The organism is Paeniglutamicibacter sp. (assembly GCF_046714615.1).
Lineage (GTDB): Bacteria > Actinomycetota > Actinomycetes > Actinomycetales > Micrococcaceae > Paeniglutamicibacter.
Map to the genome: position 1 here is coordinate 44,636 of NZ_JBKKAP010000015.1, position 17,759 is coordinate 62,394.

Consider the following 17,759-nt stretch of genomic DNA (forward strand, 5'->3'; position numbering starts at 1 on the left):
GACAACTCTGCGTCCCGGACACAAGCCAACCCGTGAGGTTGTCGAAACATCCCGTTAACGGGAGGCAGGCGAAGTCTCCGGCAGAGGTCGGCCAGCGGGGTCGCCCATGGCTGCCAGCTCTGCCTCGGGGCCGGTTCACCGTCTGGCTGCGGCTCCGTGAGATGGGGTTTACCGGCACGCAACGTGGCATCGCAACACGTGAAACAAGGGACTTCTAGGCTCGGGGCATCGAAGCAGTAACGACGAGAGGACCGAAGCGATGAGTGCAACGCTCGAAGAAACCACGCTCGAAACCGTGCAGGGCCTGGTGGCCGTGTGCAGGACCGGGGACCTCGAGCCCGGCTGGGGCGAGGCCGCGTGGCTTGAGGGCACGCAGGTTGCCGTGTACCGCACGGAGGACGATGAGTTCTTCGCCGCTTCGCACCACTGCCCCGGTAGCGGCGCCAAGGTCATGGCCCGCGGCATCCTGGGCGACAAGTCCATTGCCGGCGCCCGTGTTCCCACGATTGCCTGCCCGCTGCACAAAGAGGTGTACCGCCTGGACACCGGCGACTGCCTCAGCGGTGCGGCGCCGGCGCTGCCGGTCCACCCGGTGCGCCTGCACCAGGGCATGTTGTGGCTGGAGGCCGCCCAATGAGCACCACGACGCTGACGCGCACCGGCCCCCGGATGGCCGGAACCGTCGAACACTCGCCCTGGCTTGGCTGGATGGAAACCGCCCCGTCCCCCGATCTGGTGGCTGTCTCCCACGGAACGGACGACCCGGCGGGACGTGCGGCGATCCGGGCGCTGGTGGATGTGGTGGATCTCGCACTTTCCGATATCTCCGTGCACGCGGCCTTCGTCGATGTACAGGATCCGCGGGTCGATCCCTTCCTGAATTCCCGTGCCATCGACCCCGGGCAGGCGGCGGCCTTGGTGCCGTTGCTGCTGTCGGCCGGAACCCACGCCTCGGGCGATCTTTCCCGCGCCGCGGGCGGGCTCCCGGGCACCAAGGTGGCGGCGCCGCTGGGCCCCGATGCCTCGCTGGCCGCCGTGCTTCATCGCCGGCTGGTGGAGGCCGGCTGGATTCCCGGCGAGGCGGTGGTCCTTGCCTGCGCGGGGTCCACGGATCCGCGCGGGTTGGCGGATTGCCGCACCATGGCACAGCTGCTGGCCGGCCGGTTGCAGGTCCCCGTGACGCCCGCCTTCATCTCGGCTGCCGAACCGCGGCTGCCCGATGTCCTGGCCGCGGCCGGTGTCCTCAACCCCGGGCGTCGCAGCGTGGTTGCCAGCTATTTGTTGGCCCCCGGATACTTTGCAAATCTGGCGGCAAGCTGCTCCCCGGACGTTCTCAGTGCCCCGTTGCTGGACCCGAACCAAGCCCCTCCGCGGGAGCTCGTGGACATCGTCATCGAGCGTTACCGGCAGTGCATCGATTGGTGAACGGCAGGGGTCATTCTGGGTAACTTTTGCCCGGAATGACCCTCGTGCTAGCAACTGGCCGCCAAGTAGCGTACCGTTGAGCTTGTAGTTCTAGTTTTTCTCGCAGTAATTTCAGTGCAAACACCCCGTTGCCGGGGCGAGTACCTTTCTGAACCGCGTTGAATCACGTAGCTGCAAGTGGATTCCACAGTGGAATTCGCTCCCCTACGTCCCATTTCAGGACAGTCTCGAAAGGACACACCCATCATGGCAACAGGTACCGTTAAGTGGTTCAACGCCGAAAAGGGCTTCGGCTTCATCGCTCCGGACGACAACTCGGATGATGTTTTCGCACACTACTCCGCCATCCAGTCGAACGGCTTCCGTTCGCTCGAAGAGGGCCAGCGCGTTGAGTTTGAAGTTACTCAGGGCCAGAAGGGCCTTCAGGCCACCGATATCCGCGCTGTCTAAGCTTCGGATCATCACCTTCGGCATTTAGCTGATTAGTATGGGCGGCACTCCTTCGGGAGTGCCGCCCATACTGCTTTAACCGATCGGACCCCGCCTGGTACCTGGCTCACCAGCTGAAGAAGCCGTGCGCCGCTTCCTTGGTCTCCAGATGGAACACGAGGTTTTCGGTATCGTCCGGCGCCACGATGACCATCCACTCCTCCATCCGGTCTGGCTGTATCGACCCGTTGTCCAGCTTGCGCACGATGAGATCCAGGAACGCGCCGCTTTCCGACTGCGACGATTGCTGCATGAGCGCCAATTCCCGCTTGGCATTCGTGGCCCTGCCTTGGGCCTTGGCGGCCTCCAGATTAGCCAGGTTCTCCTTGACCATTTCCGCCTGAAAGCGCACCAGCGTCTCATCCCCGCCAGTGGCCAGCAGCGCAGAGCCGTGGATCCTCCCGAGGAGCCCGGCCAGATCCCCCAGGCAGTGCCCGGGCAGCCCGGGGCCGATCCAGTCCGGCTCATTGGTGACCATTGCGGTTCCCGCGTTTGCCCAATCACCCACGGCGGCCAACAGGTCCGCGGCTATCTGGGCCTCAGTCCCCGGGCCGAGGCCCTCGGGCTCCGCCACGCCGCCCGAACGCGGGCAATCTGCAGGAAGATCGGCCAGTCGATCGGGAGTCGGCAGGGTGGACGGGACGGGATCTGGGTCCGGGACCAGCACGGTGCAGGCACCCAGAGTGATTGCCAGCAGGCCGCCGGCCAGCAGCCACGGAATCCGCCTCATGCCTCAAAATCCTACGCCTGGGATGGCGTCCCGGCGGCGTGCCCGAACACCGCGGGAATGAAACCGGGCGGGGGCTAGTTGCCGCTTACGTGAGCATTCCTTTATCGATCCTTGATCTTGCCCCCATCCGCCGTGGCGGTTCCGCCGCCGAGACCTTCGCCGAGAGCGTCGAACTGGCGCAAACCGCCGAGGCGACCGGCTACAAGCGCGTCTGGTACGCCGAACACCACAACATGAGCACCATCGCCTCGTCCGCGACCTCGGTGCTCATTGGCCACATTGCCCACCACACCAACACCATTCGCCTTGGCTCCGGCGGCGTCATGCTGCCCAACCACTCACCGCTGGTGATCGCCGAACAATTCGGCACCTTGGAAACCCTCTTCCCCGGCCGCATCGACCTGGGACTGGGACGAGCGCCGGGCACCGACCAGGCCACGTTCCGGGCCATGCGCCGCGACCCTGCAGCCTCCGATGCGTTCCCGCACGATGTGCTCGAACTGCAGGCCTTCCTCGGGGACACCTCACGCATCGAGGGCATACACGCCTATCCCGGGCGCGCAACCAACATCCCGCTCTACATCCTGGGTTCAAGCCTCTTTGGGGCCAGACTTGCCGCCCAGCTGGGCCTGCCCTACTCCTTCGCCTCGCACTTTGCCCCCGATGCCCTGGTGCAGGCGACCACCGCGTACCGCAACGAGTTCCGCCCCTCGGAGTTCCTGGCCGAGCCCTACGTCATTGCCGGCGTCGGAGTGGTTGCCGCCGGGACCAATGCCGAGGCCCAGACCATCATGGAGGAGGTCCGGCGGGACCGCATCCGGATGATGCTGGGCCGCAACCGCGAGACCGAATTCACCGATGCCGAGGTGGAAATGCTGCTGGATTCCCCGCATGGGGATTCGATCATGAACATGCTCAAGTACACCGCCGTGGGCAACGGCACCGCGGTGGCCGAGTACCTGCAGGAGTTCGCGCGCACCGCGCAGGCCGACGAACTGATCACGGTGCACAATGCCGGCGACCCCGCCCAGCGCCTGGAGTCGGTGAAGATCACCGCCAAGGCCATGTCCATGGCACCGGCGAACTAGTCACACCACAACCCGCATATGCAAGACGGCCACCGGGATTGCCCGGTGGCCGTCTTGCACATGCTTTCGGCGGCCCCTACCGGCCCGGAAGCACCCAGCGGCGAACGCCCATCACCAGCACCGTGACTAGCAGGACCAAAAGCAGGCCGTCCGCGGCGATGTAGAAGTAGTGCCAGCTCGAACCGCCGGCCTCAACTCCCGCCAGCACTGCCTCGGTGCGCTTGGCCAGGAACGGCCTGACAAGCGCGATCTTGGCCAGCAACACGGCACCCAACCCGGCGACCACCCACAGATATGCCCGATCCAGGCCCCGCTTGATGCATGAAGCGGCGAGCACGATGAAGAAGACCGCTTCCACGATGTTCATCGCGGCGAAGACCAGCTGCCCGATTCCCAGGCCCAGCGCCAGGGTCATCCCCGGGGCCATGAACTTCAGCGGCGTCTCGCTGAACGAAATCCCGATCAGCAATCCCAGCCACAATGCAGGTGCCAGGAGCCTTCCGGCGGCGGCAAGCAATGCCGGGTGGCTGATGGCCGGTGTGAAGAATCGAGGGGAAGTGTCGCTGTCCATATATCGACCTTACTCCGCCGAGAGGCCCGCTTCGGTGCACGAAAAAGTGCCCATTCCCATACGGTCGGATGCAACATAGGCTGTACTCAATCGGGGTTCAGTCGCAGATCCCGGCGTTTGGAGAAAAGAGGGACACGATGAGCAACAGCTTTGATGACACCGTCTTCGATGAGCCGATTGACGACGACATGTACGAGCCGGACGACGGCCGGGACAGCCAACCATACGATGGTTCCTCCGACAGTCCCGAGACCATGACCGCCCTCGATCCGCTGCGCAAGCACCTCTATCTCCTCGATGACGATCTCACCGCCGAGGACGATACCGACGACGAGGAAACCGTCGAGGAAGAGTGGACCGAGGACGAAGTCCTCGAGGAAGAAACCCAATAGCCACTTTGCCCGTCTAGGATGGGACGGGCGCGGTCCATAAGCGGTCCGCGCCCTCATCCCGCCCGAGGCACAGGAGTTTCAGTGGTCAACCCGGTACATTTGCGCACGCTGCTGGAGGTGGTGACGCAGAAGTCCTTTGCCGCCGCGGCCATGCGCCTGGGCTACACACCCTCGGCGGTCTCCCAGCAGATGTCGGCGCTGGAACGCGACACCGGCACCACCCTATTTGCCCGGGCAGCCAAGAGCATCGAGCCCACGCCCGCGGCGCTGACCATGGTGCGCCATGCCCGCCGTGTGCTCACCGACATCGACGCACTCATAGCCGCTACCTCCACCCCGGACCTTGACCCGAGCGGCAAGCCCCTGCAGGAACTGCGCATCGGGATCTTCCCCTCCCTGGCCACCTATGCCCTGCCCAAGCTGTTGGGCTCCCCGGACTGGGACCAACTGGGCATCGCCCTGCGCGTGAACGTGGGCGAACCCCACCAGACCATCACCGGGCTGCGCCAGGACGGGGAGCTGGACCTCGCACTGATCTTCCAGGTGGGCCAGGGCGGGCTCGCGTGGCCGGCGCAGCTGGAACGCCAGTGGCTGGGCGACGACCCGTTCCGCGTGGTGGTCCCGGCCGCCTGGAAACTCGATGGCTCCTCGGTCTTCAGTGCCGCCCAGCTGGCGGACATGCCCTGGATCATGCACCACCCGGGGACCTCCGACGCCACCGTGATCTCCCGGCTCTTCGCCGCGTTCAACATCCACCCGCGCGTGGTCGCCCATTCGGATGACTTCAACGCCTCGCTGCACATGGCCGCCGCCGGCCTGGGTGCCGCGCTGGTTCCGGAGCTGGCCATGCTGCGGGCACCCGATGGCATCCAGGTGATCGATGCACCGGAGATCAGCCTGGCCCGCAGCATCTTTGCCCTCCGCCCGGAAAACCGGGACAACCCCAAGGTCGGGGTGTTCATGGACCGGCTCACCAAGGTCCTGGCCGAGCTGAGCATCGGACCCAAACGGCGATAAGGGGCAGCGCCTATTTGTTTCCGCGCACCGTGCTGGAACCCACCGAGACGCTGGCGCCGCTATTGGTGCGCACCCCGCGGGTTCCGGCCCCGCGGTTCTCCAGGATCTTGGAGGAGGAAACCTTCATCGTGGCCTTGTTGGAGGCGCCGATCCCTCCGGTGAAGCTCGAGGGCTTGAACCCGGCCCACCCGTTCTTGCTAATTTCGGTCCCCCGCACCACCGAGTTCTTCCCGCCCGAGGCACTGATTCCCCCCTGCCCGTTGAGCCGGACGATGGAGTTGATGATGCTGGTGGCATGGCCGTTGCTTTGCACGCCGATGCCGTGGTTCACCGCAACCCGGGACGAGAAGAGCGTCGAGTGGGCTCCGCGCAGCCACACCGCCCCGGTGCTGGAGGGGTTGGCGTAGCCGACCACGTTGACATTGCCCATCCGGGACCAGGTTCCCAGCGTCATGGCACGGGCCAGGGAGGACACGGTGTATTTGTTCTTCGAGCTACTGGCCTTGCCCGTGAAGATGGCACGGTTCTTGTGGTCGATCCAGTAGCTACCGGACTTCACCTTGGCCTTGGACGACACCCGGGTCAGCTGGGCGCCGTTGGCGAAGAGGACCTGGGCGCTGTTGCACTGGCTGCCGGTGGTGCACGCGAGCGCTGTGGGTGCCTTGGCCGGGATCATTGCCGTACCGATCCGATGCAGTTTCCCTGACTTCTTCGTGCCCACCGCGATGGTCCCGTCGAAGCGGGTGTTTGACCGCGTCTGCCCCACCAGGGTTTGCCGGGGCTTGAGCACCACGTTGCTGGGCTTGTGGGTTCCTGGCTTCAGGCAGATGACCGCCCCGTCGCGCGCCTTGGCCGCGGCGTTGGAAATGCTGGCCCCGGGCTTGACCGTGGTGGTGCAGAAGTTCCGGGCATTGATGGTGGTTGCGCTCGGGGCGACCACGCTGGCCTTGATGCCGCCGATCCAGGCCGAGAGTGCGCCGATGCCGGAGGCGGATCCGCGGAAGGTGCTTCCCTTCAGGGTCTTGCTGGTTCCGGCCGATGACTTGGCGGTGGCAGAGGTGATGGTCAGGTCCTTGGCACGGGTGAACTTCACGCTGACCACATCGCTGAGCCCAAAGACCTTCGCCATCTCCCGCTGGCTGGTGCGCTGGGTCCAAGAGCTGTAGGGGTTGTTGGCGCTCTTCTTCAGCGACCAGGAGTCCGCGCGCGAGCGCAGGTAGGGCAGCGCGGCGCCGCCCCAGACGTCCTCGCTGTTGCGCGTGGCCCCGCCGGTCGAGGAGGAGTACAGGGTCTCTGCAAGTCGCCCGGCATACATCACGACCTTGCCGGAGGTCGGCACGCCCGCGGCGTTGCGGGAGACGGTGGCGTCTACAGCCGCCTTCCATTTGGCCCCGTATCCGGGCTGCTCGTTTTCCTTCTTCCATCCGGTGAACTTCTGGTCCTGGACCTCGTCGGTGACGTTGCAGTCGCAGAATGTCCTGAGCTTGGTGTTCTTGCGCATGGCATAGGTCCGGCCCGCAATGGCCTGGGCCTGCAGCACCGCACTGGGCCACGAGGACGGGACCTCGGCCAGGCCATAGAGGTATTCGTCGTTCAGCCGCAGCGTGGTGACCAGGTTCACCTGGTCACCGAGCAGCCCTGCTTCCATGACGCCGTGCCTGTAGAGCCCCGGCGCCGATGATTCGGCGTTGGCCTTGGGGACGGAGATCGTGGCGCGGTTGGACGAGGGCCACGCGCGCGTGCCCTCCCACGTGATGCGTAGCTTGCCTCCGGCCTTGTTGGCCCCGGGCGCCGGATTCACGTCGCGCACCCCGTCCTTGTTCCTGTCCCGTGGCACCACGTCGAACCCGGCCGGGGTCTTCAGCTCGTAGGAAAGCTGCGAGCCGCTCCGGCCGAGGGTGAGCGTGGATCCGGCCACGGCGGTGTACGTTTTTCCGGCCGTGGGATCGGTGACGCGCATGCGTCCGCCGGCGACGGTCAGTGAGTTGGTTCCGGACTTGAGCACCTGCACCCGGATGTCACCGGATGCCGCGGTTTTGCTGGCCGTGACCTTGGCGGGGTTGTAGTAGTACTGCAGGATGCTGGTCGCGCTTTTGCCCTCGGCAGCCATGGCCCGGGCGCCGTACTGGCTCATGCCCACACCGTGTCCCCAGCCCGCACCGCTGATGGTGAAGTCGGGCAGCTTGGGCGCCTTGGGCAACCAGTACGAGGTCCCGTCCGGGCGTACCCCGATGACGCCGCCGCTGAAATTCTGTCGGGTGTCTGCCCCGGACTTGTATTGTTCGCCGGTCGGGTAGCCGAAGCGGCCGTTCTCCCAGCCGGTGTCGGCCCAGGCCTGGGCCACAGCATTGCGGACCGTCAAGGCCCTGCGCTTGGCCGAGTGCACCACGATCCCGTCGCGGTGGGAACGCCACAGCGTTCCATCCTTGAGCTTGCCGGTTGCGGCATCGGCGCCGCCCAGCGTCTTGGCGGCCTTGGCCAGGTACGCCTTGTTGGTGTATTGGATGCTCGCGGCGGCCACGGGGGCCTGAACCGGAGCGGCGGCCGTTGCCGCGGTTCCGGGAAGCAACAGTGCGGAGATGAGCGCGGCCGCAATGGCCATGGCGGTTTTTCTCATGGTTTTCCTTGGACAGCTTTTCGGTGGAGGGCCGGACCGGGCCCGCGGCAATCAACCTTGATCATACGTCAGCTGGATTAACAGGCCACGTCGTCGGTCCCTGTCGGCACGGATCGCTCCGGGCCAACCGGGCTGCCGCGGGAACTAGGGTCCCAGCACCACCAGGATCCCGATGATTCCCAGCCCGAGGACAGCACAGCTCATCACGAGGACGGCGACCACGTCGGCCCGCAGCCTCTCGGCGGCGATCCCGTGGGAGGCCACGGCATAGCGCCTTCGCTGGGTGGCATAGATGCCGCCGGCGGCAACCAGGCACACCACGACCATCGCCAGGATCACGGCCCCGTAATGCGGAAGCCAGCGCAGGAAGACCACCGCGGCGACGCAGAGCGAGAGTGTGGTCCTGCCCCAGGACATGACGGTGCGTTCGGGCTGCAACCCGGGGTCCCGGTGCAGGGGCGTGGGCGGCATGGTGCTCATGGGCCCAGGGCTATCAGCACCGCGACCACCGCGGCGGCCAGGGCGCCGCCGAGCCCCAGGATCGGGATGATCAACGGCAGCGGCAGCGGCCGGGAATGACGCATCGACATTTCGATGCTGCGCCAGCGCAAGGCGGCCCCGGCGCTGATCAGCATCCCAATGACTATGAGCAGCACCGAGATGCCGGTGCGCAGCGGGCCGGGGAAGGCGGCGGCGGCGAATGCCTCCAGCGCGATGCCGCCGGCCAGGAAGGCAAGTGCGGTGCGGATCCAGGCCAGGAAGGTGCGCTCGTTGGCCAGGGTGAAGCGCGGGTCCGGCTCCTGTCCCCCGGGCAGCACGCGCCTGGCAATTCTTCCGCGCTCGTCATTCTTTTCGGTCGATGCCATGTGCAGGCGTGCTCCCTTTGGCTTTTCGTGTTTCCAGGCTCCGGCGGTGTCCTCCACTGCCGGAAAATCCTCTTCAGGATACCGGTGAATTGCCGGTCCCCCGCCGCCCGGGGGCGCCGTTGCACCGCGGCGGCGTTTTCCTTGGGAGCCGTGGGGGCGATAAATTGGCAACTACCCGCCCGCCGCAATGAACAGGACAATCACGATCACGACTCTTATCAGCTCCTCCGTCCTGGGACCGTTGGGCATGCTGGTGCTGCAACGACCCGAGCGCATCAATGCCCTCACCCGCGCGATGCTGCAGGAGCTGACCGATGTCCTCACTACGTGGCGGGACGACCCGCGGGTGTCAATGGTGGTGCTGCGCGGCGAGGGGATACGCGGCTTTTGCTCCGGCGGGGACATCAAGGACTTCCACCATGCTGTGACAAACGGCGGGCACGCCCGCTTCCTGGATCTGCTCGGCATGGAATTCGCGCTTGATGAAATGATTGCGACCTACCCCAAGCCCGTGATCACGCTGGTGCACGGGCTGTGCATGGGCGGCGGGATCGGGCTGTCCTCCCACGCAGCCATCCGCATCACCGCCCCCGATGCGCATTACGCCATGCCCGAGACCCGCATCGGCTACAGCCCCGATGTGGGCGGCACGCTCCTGTCGGCCCGGGCGCCGGGGCACCTGGGTGAATACCTGGTGCTGACCGCCGACACCTTCACGGGAGCCGACGCAGTGGAGCTCGGCTTTGCGGACATGCTGGTGGATGCCGAGCGTTTTGAGGAGGTCATCGAGGCGCTGCCCGACTTCGAGTCGATGCCGGCGGCCGACATCGCGGCCGGCCTGGAAGTGCTTTTCGGTTCCTTTGCCGCCTCCCCGCTGGCGAGCGCGCAGCCCTGGATCGATGAGGCCTTCGGTGCGCCGACGCTGGAGGGAATCCTCGGGCGCCTTGATGCCATGACCCATCCCGCGGCGGCCGAAGCCGCGGCAAGGATGCGGGCCAATTGCCCCACCTCCCTGGAATGCGCGCTGCTTGCGGTGCGCGCGGCCCGGGCAGAGGATCACCTGCCCTCGGCCCTGGCCCGGGAGCTGCGTGTGGCCGACTACCTGATGCACCGCGATGACCTGGCCGAGGGGATCCGCGCCCAGGTCATCGACAAGGACCGCAGCCCGGCGTGGAACCCGGCGGACCTGGTTCAGGTCGACCGTGAAAAGATCGCCGCGGTGATCGCCGACCCGCAATAGGCCTTGCCGCTCGGCCTCAGTCGTCCATGGACCGCAGCGGCACGATGGCCCCGAGCGTCGCCGCTGCCGTCGTGACACCCAGGGCGAGGAACACTCCCCCGGCACCCAGGGAGGTGGCGAAGACGCCGACCCCCACCGGGATCACAGCCTGCCCCAGGCGGTTGCCCAGCAGCCGGATCGACATCCAGGTGCCACGGGTGCCGTCGGTGGCCGCCAGCGACACCACCGTCATGCTCAGCGGCTGCCCGATGCCCAGTGCCAGCCCGGCAAGCACCAGCAGCACCGCCATCGCCGGTGTCGGCAGCGGAAGCATCAGCAGGGCGATCAGCACCGCGGAGATGCCGGTGGATCCAAGCAAGAGACGCGCCCTGCCCACGGCACGGACCAACCTGTCCATGGCCAGCCGCGAGAGCATCGTGGCGACTGCACGCAGCGCCAGCAGCATGCCGACCGCCTGGGTGGAGATACCCCGCTCCACGGCCAGCGCCGGGAGATAGACCTGCAGCAGGTCGATGGTGCACAGCACCATCATGCTTAGCCCGATCGATGCGATGAGCGTGTTGCGGGCGGCGGGCTGAACCCGCAGCGCGGTGCGCAGCTTCACCGGGGCCTTCGCTGGGCCGGACGAGCGCCCCGCGCCGCGGTGGCGGGCCATGAAAATGCCGGTGGCCAGCACGCCGGCGGCGCCCACCAGATAGGCCCGCAGCAGCACCGAGGTGTCAGGCGTGACGGCCGCCCCGCCCAGCAGGCCGAGCAGCAGCGGCGCCGCGGCCTGCGCCGACGCGGTGACCATGGTGTAGAAACCGAAGACCTTGTCCATGTTGCGGTTCGTGGCCGAGGCCAGGCGGCTGTGCTCCCCGATCAGGCTCATCAGGTGCCCGACGCCCAGGACCAGGTTCCAGCCGAGCAGTGCCGGCAGCGAGGGCGCGGCGAAAAGCAGCCCCGCCCCGGAAATGATCATCAGGGCGGCACCCACCAGCAGGATGTGCCGCTCCTTGCCGCGATCCGCGGCACGGCCGATGTACACGGCCAGGAAGACCGGCAGGATCGAGAAGCTCGCCACCACCAGGCCCAGCAGCCCGGGGTCCACGCCGAGTTCCAGGGCCTTGTAGGAGGTTGCCGGACGCACCAGGTACACCGCCGCCTGCAGGAAGAAGGCGTGGGCGAGCAGCGAGGGGAAACCGATGCCCGGTGCGGTGTTGGAGGAGGCCATGGGGGCCATTATTCCGATCCGGGAATCGGCCCCCGGCATTGATGACGGTACTTAACCACCATGTGGCGTGGCCTTGGGCGCTGGCCGACCTTCGGGCCGCGCGGCGTTCGGGTGAACCGGGGCCACGGTGCGGTGCGTGGAATCCTTCGGTTCCACGCGCTTTGGCGCGACTGTCCCGTCCACCGCGGTCACCGGTTCGCGCGGGGTCGGCCACGGCATCGGGGCGTGTTCCCCGAAGGTATCGGCGTCGGCCTCGATCCAGTCGGGGGCCCAGCCCCGCGGCGGCTCGCGCAAAAGCTCGCCCGGCTCCAGCCAGTTGTGCAGGCCTGCATAGCTGCGCGTGGTCAGGTGGTCCACGCGGCGGCGCAGCATCCTGGTGTTCAGCTGCGCGGGGGTGACGACACCCATCGAGGCCATCAGCTGTGCAGCTTCCTGCACCGTGAGCTTGTGGTAGTTGTAGACCCGGTTGCCCTTGTCTTCCACGTCCAGCGCGCGGATGAGCCGCGGGTCCTGGGTGGCAACCCCAACGGGGCACTCGTTGGTGTGGCATTTCTGCGCCTGGATGCACCCGGTGGCCATCATCATGGCCCGGGCGCTGAGGGTGAAGTCGGCGCCCTGGATCAGCCGCTTGACCACGTCGGACCCGGTGGCGACCTTGCCCGCGGCCCCAAGCCGGATCATGCTGCGCAGTCCGCAACCCACCAGCGCGTTGTGCACCAGCATCAGCCCCTCGGTCAGCGGAGTGCCCACGTGGTCCTCGTACTCCAGCGGCGCCGCCCCGGTGCCGCCCTCGGAACCGTCGATGGTGATGAAGTCCGGGGCGATCCCGGTTTCCAGCATGGCCTTGCACATCGCCAGCACGTCGGTGCGGGAACCGACGCAGAACTTGAGGCCGACGGGCTTGCCGCCAGCCAGCTTCCGCAGTCTCTCCACGAAAAGCATCAGTTCCCGTGGTGTGGAGAAGGTCGAGTGCGAGGCCGGTGAAATGCAGTCAACACCCATGGGCACCCCGCGGGTCGCGGCGATTTCCGCGGTGATCTTGGCCGCCGGCAGCACGCCGCCGAGCCCGGGCTTGGCACCCTGGGAGAGCTTGAGCGTGATGCCCTTGACCCGCTCGTTCGATGCCTTGAGCGCGAAGAGATCCGGATCGAAGTTTCCCTCGGCATCGCGGCAGCCGAAGTAGCCGGAACCGATTTCCCAGAACAGGTCGGCACCGTGTTCCAGGTGGTAGGGGGCCAGCCCTCCCTCGCCGGTTTCATGGACGAACCCGCCCATGGCCGCGCCCTTGTTCATGGCCAGCACGGCGTTCTTCGACAGCGCGCCAAAGCTCATGGAGGAGATGTTCATCAGGGACATGTCGTAGGGCTGCGTGCAGTCCGGGCCGCCGATGCGCACGCGGTGCTGGACCTTGCTGACCTCGACGGGGACGGTGGAATGCAACAGGTATTCGTAGCCGACCTCGTTGACGTCGCGTTCGGTGCCGAAGGCCTTGTGGCTGTCCGCCCCTTTGGCCCGCGCGTAGACCAACGAGCGGGTGTCACGGTCGAAGGGCCGACCGTCGGTGTTGCGCTCGATAAAGTACTGCTGGATTTCGGGGCGGATCGACTCGAGCAAAAAGCGCATGCGCCCCAGCACCGGGAAGTTCCGCAGGATTGCGTGCTTGGTCTGAATGACGTCGTGGATTCCGAGTGCCAGCAGGAGGACCGCCAGCACGGCGATCACCCACCACCCGCCGGGGCCCAGCGAGGCGGCGACGATGGCGATGAACCCGAGCAAGGACAAAAGCGCCAAAATCAGAAATCTCACCATGAGTGCGAGCCTACAACTTCCCGGCCGGCTTTGCGCCGATCGGGCAATGGACAACGACCGCGGTGCCCGAGGTTCGGCTTTCGTTCCGGTCCGCGGGGCGCACGAAAGACGTCATAAGCTACCGGCGAGTAAGTTATTTTCCCAAAACCCTTGTAAACCTACCCGGCAGTAAGTTCAATGGGTCTAGCCCCTTTGTAATCCAGATCACAGCTCCACCTTGGGTTCGGCCGGTCACCGGCCGCAGGACCCTCCCGCAACGCCTGGCCACGGACAGTGGCGTACCTTTGTGCGCCCAAAATTGCCGTGGCCGCAGGCTTCACCATCCATCCCTTTCGACCTCCAAGGAGTCCAGTTGAATGCACATATTGCAGCCAAACGGCACACGCTGCTGCATGCAGTCATCACGGTTTTGCTCGGCCTGTTCCTCATAGCTTTCGTCGCCTTCTACGCGATGTTCTCCTCCCAGGTCGCCACCGGCGCAACCGCCCTCAACAACGGCATGGGCAAGGCCAATGACGGCGTGGCGAAGCTGGCCGACGGATCCACCGGGGCAGCCGCCGGCGCTGCCGAACTTGCCACCGGCACCGGAGCTCTATCCGAGGGAGCGCAGAAGCTGGCAACTGGCGCTCAAAAAGCCGCAAGCGGTGCAGGAAAGCTGAACGAAGGCGCGACATCGCTGCACGCCGGAACGTCCAAGCTTTCGGCAGGCGCCCAGGACGCCGCGACGGGTTCCACCAAGATCGGCAACGGAGCCGCAGACCTGTCCACTGGTGTCAACAAGATCGCAGCAGGAACCGACGCCGTCGATGCCGCGGCAGGCAAGCTCAACGCCGGCGCCGGCAAGCTGGCCGCCGGCGCCAAGGACGCAACCGTGGGTGCAGGTGCACTCGGTGCGGGATCCACCAAGTTGGCCACCGGAGCCGGGTCTCTCGCCGCGGGCACCAGCAAACTGGATGCCGGGGCGCAGTCGCTAAAGAACGGATCCCTGGAGCTCTCGGCAGGCATGTCCCTGCTGGGTCTGGGCAGCGGCAAGGTCAACACCGGGGCCCAGAACCTCTCGGCCGGCGCTCAACAACTCTCGGCAGGTGCCGGGGCGGCCAACGACGGTGCGCAGAAGCTCGCGGCCGGAACCCAGGCGGCCAATGACGGCGCGCAGAAGCTTGCCGCGGGCACCTCCAGCGCCGCCGCGGGATCCGATGCCCTTGCGGCCGGCAGCGGCATGCTGCTTGGCGGCGTCGAGGAACTGGCGAGCAAGGCCCCCGCCCTGCTCGAAGGCGTGGCGACACTCAAGGACGGCTCGGGACGGCTTGCCACCGGCAGCACCAAGCTCGCGGCGGGAACCAAGGCGCTGGCCGATGCCGCACCGCAGCTGCGCGGCGGCATCGTGGCGGCGCACGAAGGTGCCGCGGGCCTGGAGGCTGGCGCCAAGGGCCTGGCCGACGGGCTGGTCACCGCCGATTCGAAAACGGAAGAGCTGACCGCCGGCTCCGGACGCCTCTCCGGCGGCCTGGGCGATCTTGCCGAGTTCGTGAAAGCGAACCCGGCGGTGCCCGCGGGCCTCTTGCTGGAAAAGATCAACGCACTGCATGCCGGTTCCCAGGAACTCAACGGCGGAATGGAGAAGCTGCACGCCGGGACCACCAACCTGTCCGCCGGGGCAAAGAAGTTGGCCTCCGGCAGTGGCCAGCTTGCCGACGGCATGGATTCCCTGAAGCTGGGGACCAAGGACCTGACTGACCAAACAGGCGCGTTGAACGACGGCGCGCAGGCCATCAAGTCCGGGGCCGCCAAGCTCGATGGCGGACTGGGCAAGCTCAGCGAGGGGTCCAAGGCCCTGGGCGAAGGCATCGGCACGCTGAAGGCCGGAGCCACCGACCTCAATGCCGGGGCCAAGAACCTCAACGCAGGGCTCGGACAGCTCGACGCCGGGTTCAACGACTCCTCCAAGGGCCTGCTGGCCGGACTGGGATCCCTCGGCAACGGGGCCTCCCAGCTGGCAGAGGGCACCGATGCCCTGGCCGCCGGCACCACCAAGCTCAGCACCGGGGCCGGCACGCTGGCCAAGGGAACCGCTTCGCTCCAGGACGGAGCGGGCAAGCTCACCACCGGCGCCGACGCCCTGGCGGCGGGCGGCACCAAGCTCGCGGACGGCACCTCAACCCTGGACGCCGGAGCGGCCAAGCTCAACTCGGGCGCCCAGGAACTGGCGGCCGGCGGCAAAAAGCTTGCTGCCGGAACCGACAAGCTGGCCACCGGAACCGGTGAGCTGAAGGCGGGCACCTCCAAGCTGGCAGCCAAGACCCCCGCCCTGGCGCAGGGCGCCGACAAGGCGGCAGCAGGTGCGGACAAGCTCGTGTCCGGTGCCGGGAAACTGGCCGAAGGCAACGCCAAGATTGCCCGCGGTGCAGGCGATCTGGACGCCGGGGCTGCCAAGCTCGCCGGCGGAACCGAGACCCTGGGACTGGGCTTGGAGGCTTTGCGCAAGGGTTCCGGGGAGCTGTCCACCGGTGCCACCAAGCTCGATGACGGTGCCAACAGGCTCGCCGACGGAAACTTGCAGCTCGCCACGGGCCTGTCCACCCTCTCCGAGGGCTCCACCCAATTGGCAAGCGGCACCTCGAGGTTGGAGGCCAGCACGCGGGCGGTCTCGGCGTCAAAGATCGGCAGCGGCCCCAGCGCGCTGCTGCTACTGATCCCGGTGGCATTGCTGCTGATCCCGGCACTGATCATGCTCCGGAACCGCCGGCACCTGCGCGGCTAGTTCGCACCCGTCATGGCCTTCGGGCCGTGAACACGGCAGGCGCGGTTGGTGTGGCCCTCCGTGGGGACCATACCGACCGCGCCTTTGTCGTTTCCGGCCGGTTCCAGCAGGCATTCGTGTTGCGGAACCGAAAAAGCATGGATGTGCGGGAATGCCTCGATTGTCCCCGTTGCTGTACCAAGCATGGACATCAATACCATTCCCATCAGCACGATGGATGGAAAGACGACATCCCTCGCAGAGCATTCCGGCAATGTCATCTTGGTGGTGAACGTCGCCTCACGCTGCGGCCTGACCCCGCAATACGCCAAACTCGAGGAGCTGCAGCGAACCTACGGGGAACGCGGACTGACCGTGCTTGGGTTCCCCAGCAACCAGTTCATGCAGGAACTGGGCAGCAACGAGGCGATCGCGGAATTCTGCTCGAGCACCTACGGCGTCACCTTTCCGGTCTTTGACCGCATACGGGTCAACGGCAGGAACGAACACCCGTTGTACACCGAGCTCAAGAAGACGAAGGACGCCAACGGGAAAGCAGGGCGCGTCACCTGGAACTTCGAGAAGTTCCTGCTTCTGCCCTCCGGCGAAACTAGGCGCTTCCGCCCCCAGACCGAACCCGATGATCCCGAGATCGTTTGCGCGATCGAGGCGGGCCTTCCGGGCTAGCGGTTTTTCCGGCGCCGCGGCTTCTGCAGCCAAGGCCTGAGCAACTGGGTGGTCACCGGCAGGAAGATATAGGTCATCAGCGGCGTCAGGATGCAGATGTTCAGCAGCACCGCCAGCACCAACGGCCATTCCCCCAGCAGCGGCATCAGCAGGAAGTTGGACAGCAGGCTCAGCGGGAAGAACGGCAAGAAAATGCTCACGGCCTGCTTCCACCGGGGTGGCACCACGGTTTCGGCGACACTGATGGACACATCCCCCGGCTGATCGAACCAGCCTTCAATGCCCGTCCGGTGTTCCACCCGGGTCATCTGCATCAGCCCGCCGGCGCTGTCAATCCACCAGCGGCGCTCGTTGGAATCGTCCCAGTCCCGCAGCGAAAGTACGTCGGAGAACCGGTTCATGACATGCCATTCATCCGAGTGCGGCCCTGTCCTCACCCAGCCGGAACCAAGGTAGCCGGGCCACTCGCGTGCCAGTTCCTGGCCGGCCAGTGCCCAGGCGGCAAATTGCCTGTGGTAGCCGGGCTGAACCGTGCGGGCGATGGACACTGTTACGGGCTGAAGATCTGGCACTGGGCAATTCTATGGGCAAACCGCAAGCAGCTTCCACCATGTGGACGCGCGTATGAGCAAGGACACCCGCAGCGCCCTCGAGCAGTTCACGCCGGCGGTGCCCGCAGCCTCAGCCGTAGTGTTTCTTGTTGTTCCCGTGTGTGGCGATGAAACCCAAAATTACCGTGACAACAACAATGACCCCCATGGCCCAAACCATGCCCATCATGTCCATGGCACATCAGCTCCCTTATGCGTTTCCGTCCGTCTGGCAGGCCCTTTTCGACGTAGCGCCTGCCTCCTTCCATCATGCACCCGCCGGGG

Annotated in this window: 17 protein-coding genes; 9 read left to right on the plus strand and 8 right to left on the minus strand. The window is 66.3% G+C overall.

Annotation, left to right across the window (positions count from 1 at the left end):
• Nucleotides 1-259: 259 nt before the first annotated feature.
• The 3 genes from nirD (at nucleotide 260) to ACLQ7E_RS01955 (ending at nucleotide 1,875) form a co-directional block, all read left to right on the plus strand.
• Nucleotides 260-637 carry a nitrite reductase small subunit NirD gene (gene nirD / locus ACLQ7E_RS01945; RefSeq protein ID WP_411730858.1) on the plus strand — a complete coding sequence of 126 codons (378 nt, stop codon included), beginning with the start codon at nucleotides 260-262 and terminating at the stop codon, nucleotides 635-637.
• The gene (locus ACLQ7E_RS01950) at nucleotides 634-1,425 is read left to right on the plus strand and encodes a sirohydrochlorin chelatase (protein ID WP_411730859.1); all 792 of its coding nucleotides are present in this window, start codon (nucleotides 634-636) and stop codon (nucleotides 1,423-1,425) included. Before nirD ends, ACLQ7E_RS01950 begins: the two co-directional genes overlap by 4 nt.
• A gap of 246 nt (nucleotides 1,426-1,671) precedes the next feature.
• Nucleotides 1,672-1,875: a cold-shock protein gene (locus ACLQ7E_RS01955; protein ID WP_007271190.1), complete on the plus strand. Its 204-nt coding sequence runs from the start codon at nucleotides 1,672-1,674 to the stop codon at nucleotides 1,873-1,875.
• A 106-nt stretch (nucleotides 1,876-1,981) separates the two neighbouring features.
• Here the strand turns inward: ACLQ7E_RS01955 and ACLQ7E_RS01960 are convergent, their stop codons facing one another.
• Nucleotides 1,982-2,644, minus strand: a complete 663-nt coding sequence (locus ACLQ7E_RS01960; RefSeq protein WP_411730860.1) for a hypothetical protein — start codon at nucleotides 2,642-2,644, stop codon at nucleotides 1,982-1,984.
• 89 nt (nucleotides 2,645-2,733) lie between these two features.
• Between ACLQ7E_RS01960 and ACLQ7E_RS01965 the strand changes: the two genes are divergently transcribed.
• Entirely contained in the window at nucleotides 2,734-3,732 is a 999-nt protein-coding gene (locus ACLQ7E_RS01965; protein WP_411730861.1) for an LLM class flavin-dependent oxidoreductase, read from the plus strand.
• Between the two features lie 76 nt (nucleotides 3,733-3,808).
• On the opposite strand, the gene ACLQ7E_RS01970 is transcribed toward ACLQ7E_RS01965, so the two are convergent.
• Nucleotides 3,809-4,303 carry a hypothetical protein gene (locus tag ACLQ7E_RS01970; RefSeq protein ID WP_411730862.1) on the minus strand — a complete coding sequence of 165 codons (495 nt, stop codon included), beginning with the start codon at nucleotides 4,301-4,303 and terminating at the stop codon, nucleotides 3,809-3,811.
• Between the two features lie 137 nt (nucleotides 4,304-4,440).
• Here ACLQ7E_RS01970 and ACLQ7E_RS01975 point away from each other — a divergent pair, with 137 nt between their 5' ends.
• Together ACLQ7E_RS01975 and ACLQ7E_RS01980 are read left to right on the plus strand one after the other, a co-directional pair.
• A complete protein-coding gene (locus tag ACLQ7E_RS01975; RefSeq protein ID WP_411730863.1) occupies nucleotides 4,441-4,695 on the plus strand; it encodes a hypothetical protein in 255 nt (84 codons plus the stop codon).
• A gap of 81 nt (nucleotides 4,696-4,776) precedes the next feature.
• On the plus strand, nucleotides 4,777-5,712 hold the full coding sequence (locus ACLQ7E_RS01980) for a LysR family transcriptional regulator (RefSeq protein WP_411730864.1): 936 nt from the start codon (nucleotides 4,777-4,779) through the stop codon (nucleotides 5,710-5,712).
• 10 nt (nucleotides 5,713-5,722) lie between these two features.
• Here ACLQ7E_RS01980 and ACLQ7E_RS01985 read toward each other — a convergent pair whose 3' ends face one another.
• From ACLQ7E_RS01985 to ACLQ7E_RS01995, 3 genes are all read right to left on the minus strand, one after another.
• Nucleotides 5,723-8,329 carry a SpoIID/LytB domain-containing protein gene (locus tag ACLQ7E_RS01985; RefSeq protein WP_411730865.1) on the minus strand — a complete coding sequence of 869 codons (2,607 nt, stop codon included), beginning with the start codon at nucleotides 8,327-8,329 and terminating at the stop codon, nucleotides 5,723-5,725.
• A gap of 144 nt (nucleotides 8,330-8,473) precedes the next feature.
• Nucleotides 8,474-8,809 (minus strand): DUF202 domain-containing protein, encoded by a 336-nt coding sequence (locus ACLQ7E_RS01990; RefSeq protein WP_411730866.1) that lies wholly within the window; start codon nucleotides 8,807-8,809, stop codon nucleotides 8,474-8,476.
• Nucleotides 8,806-9,195: a YidH family protein gene (locus ACLQ7E_RS01995; RefSeq protein ID WP_411730867.1), complete on the minus strand. Its 390-nt coding sequence runs from the start codon at nucleotides 9,193-9,195 to the stop codon at nucleotides 8,806-8,808. The genes ACLQ7E_RS01990 and ACLQ7E_RS01995 overlap by 4 nt, the downstream gene beginning before the upstream one ends.
• 187 nt (nucleotides 9,196-9,382) lie before the next feature.
• Between ACLQ7E_RS01995 and ACLQ7E_RS02000 the strand changes: the two genes are divergently transcribed.
• On the plus strand, nucleotides 9,383-10,435 hold the full coding sequence (locus tag ACLQ7E_RS02000; protein WP_411730868.1) for an enoyl-CoA hydratase/isomerase family protein: 1,053 nt from the start codon (nucleotides 9,383-9,385) through the stop codon (nucleotides 10,433-10,435).
• A gap of 16 nt (nucleotides 10,436-10,451) precedes the next feature.
• Here ACLQ7E_RS02000 and ACLQ7E_RS02005 read toward each other — a convergent pair whose 3' ends face one another.
• Both ACLQ7E_RS02005 and ACLQ7E_RS02010 read right to left on the minus strand, forming a co-directional pair.
• Nucleotides 10,452-11,648, minus strand: coding sequence for an MFS transporter (locus ACLQ7E_RS02005; protein ID WP_411730869.1), 1,197 nt, complete (start codon nucleotides 11,646-11,648; stop codon nucleotides 10,452-10,454).
• Between the two features lie 51 nt (nucleotides 11,649-11,699).
• Nucleotides 11,700-13,457: an FMN-binding glutamate synthase family protein gene (locus ACLQ7E_RS02010; protein WP_411730870.1), complete on the minus strand. Its 1,758-nt coding sequence runs from the start codon at nucleotides 13,455-13,457 to the stop codon at nucleotides 11,700-11,702.
• A 352-nt stretch (nucleotides 13,458-13,809) separates the two neighbouring features.
• Here ACLQ7E_RS02010 and ACLQ7E_RS02015 point away from each other — a divergent pair, with 352 nt between their 5' ends.
• Nucleotides 13,810-16,218, plus strand: coding sequence for a hypothetical protein (locus ACLQ7E_RS02015; protein ID WP_411730871.1), 2,409 nt, complete (start codon nucleotides 13,810-13,812; stop codon nucleotides 16,216-16,218).
• 183 nt (nucleotides 16,219-16,401) lie between these two features.
• On the plus strand, nucleotides 16,402-16,884 hold the full coding sequence (locus tag ACLQ7E_RS02020) for a glutathione peroxidase (protein WP_411730872.1): 483 nt from the start codon (nucleotides 16,402-16,404) through the stop codon (nucleotides 16,882-16,884).
• Here the strand turns inward: ACLQ7E_RS02020 and ACLQ7E_RS02025 are convergent.
• Nucleotides 16,881-17,456 carry an antibiotic biosynthesis monooxygenase gene (locus ACLQ7E_RS02025; RefSeq protein WP_411730873.1) on the minus strand — a complete coding sequence of 192 codons (576 nt, stop codon included), beginning with the start codon at nucleotides 17,454-17,456 and terminating at the stop codon, nucleotides 16,881-16,883. The two genes, ACLQ7E_RS02020 and ACLQ7E_RS02025, sit on opposite strands and share 4 nt — an antisense overlap.
• Nucleotides 17,457-17,759 lie beyond the last annotated feature (303 nt).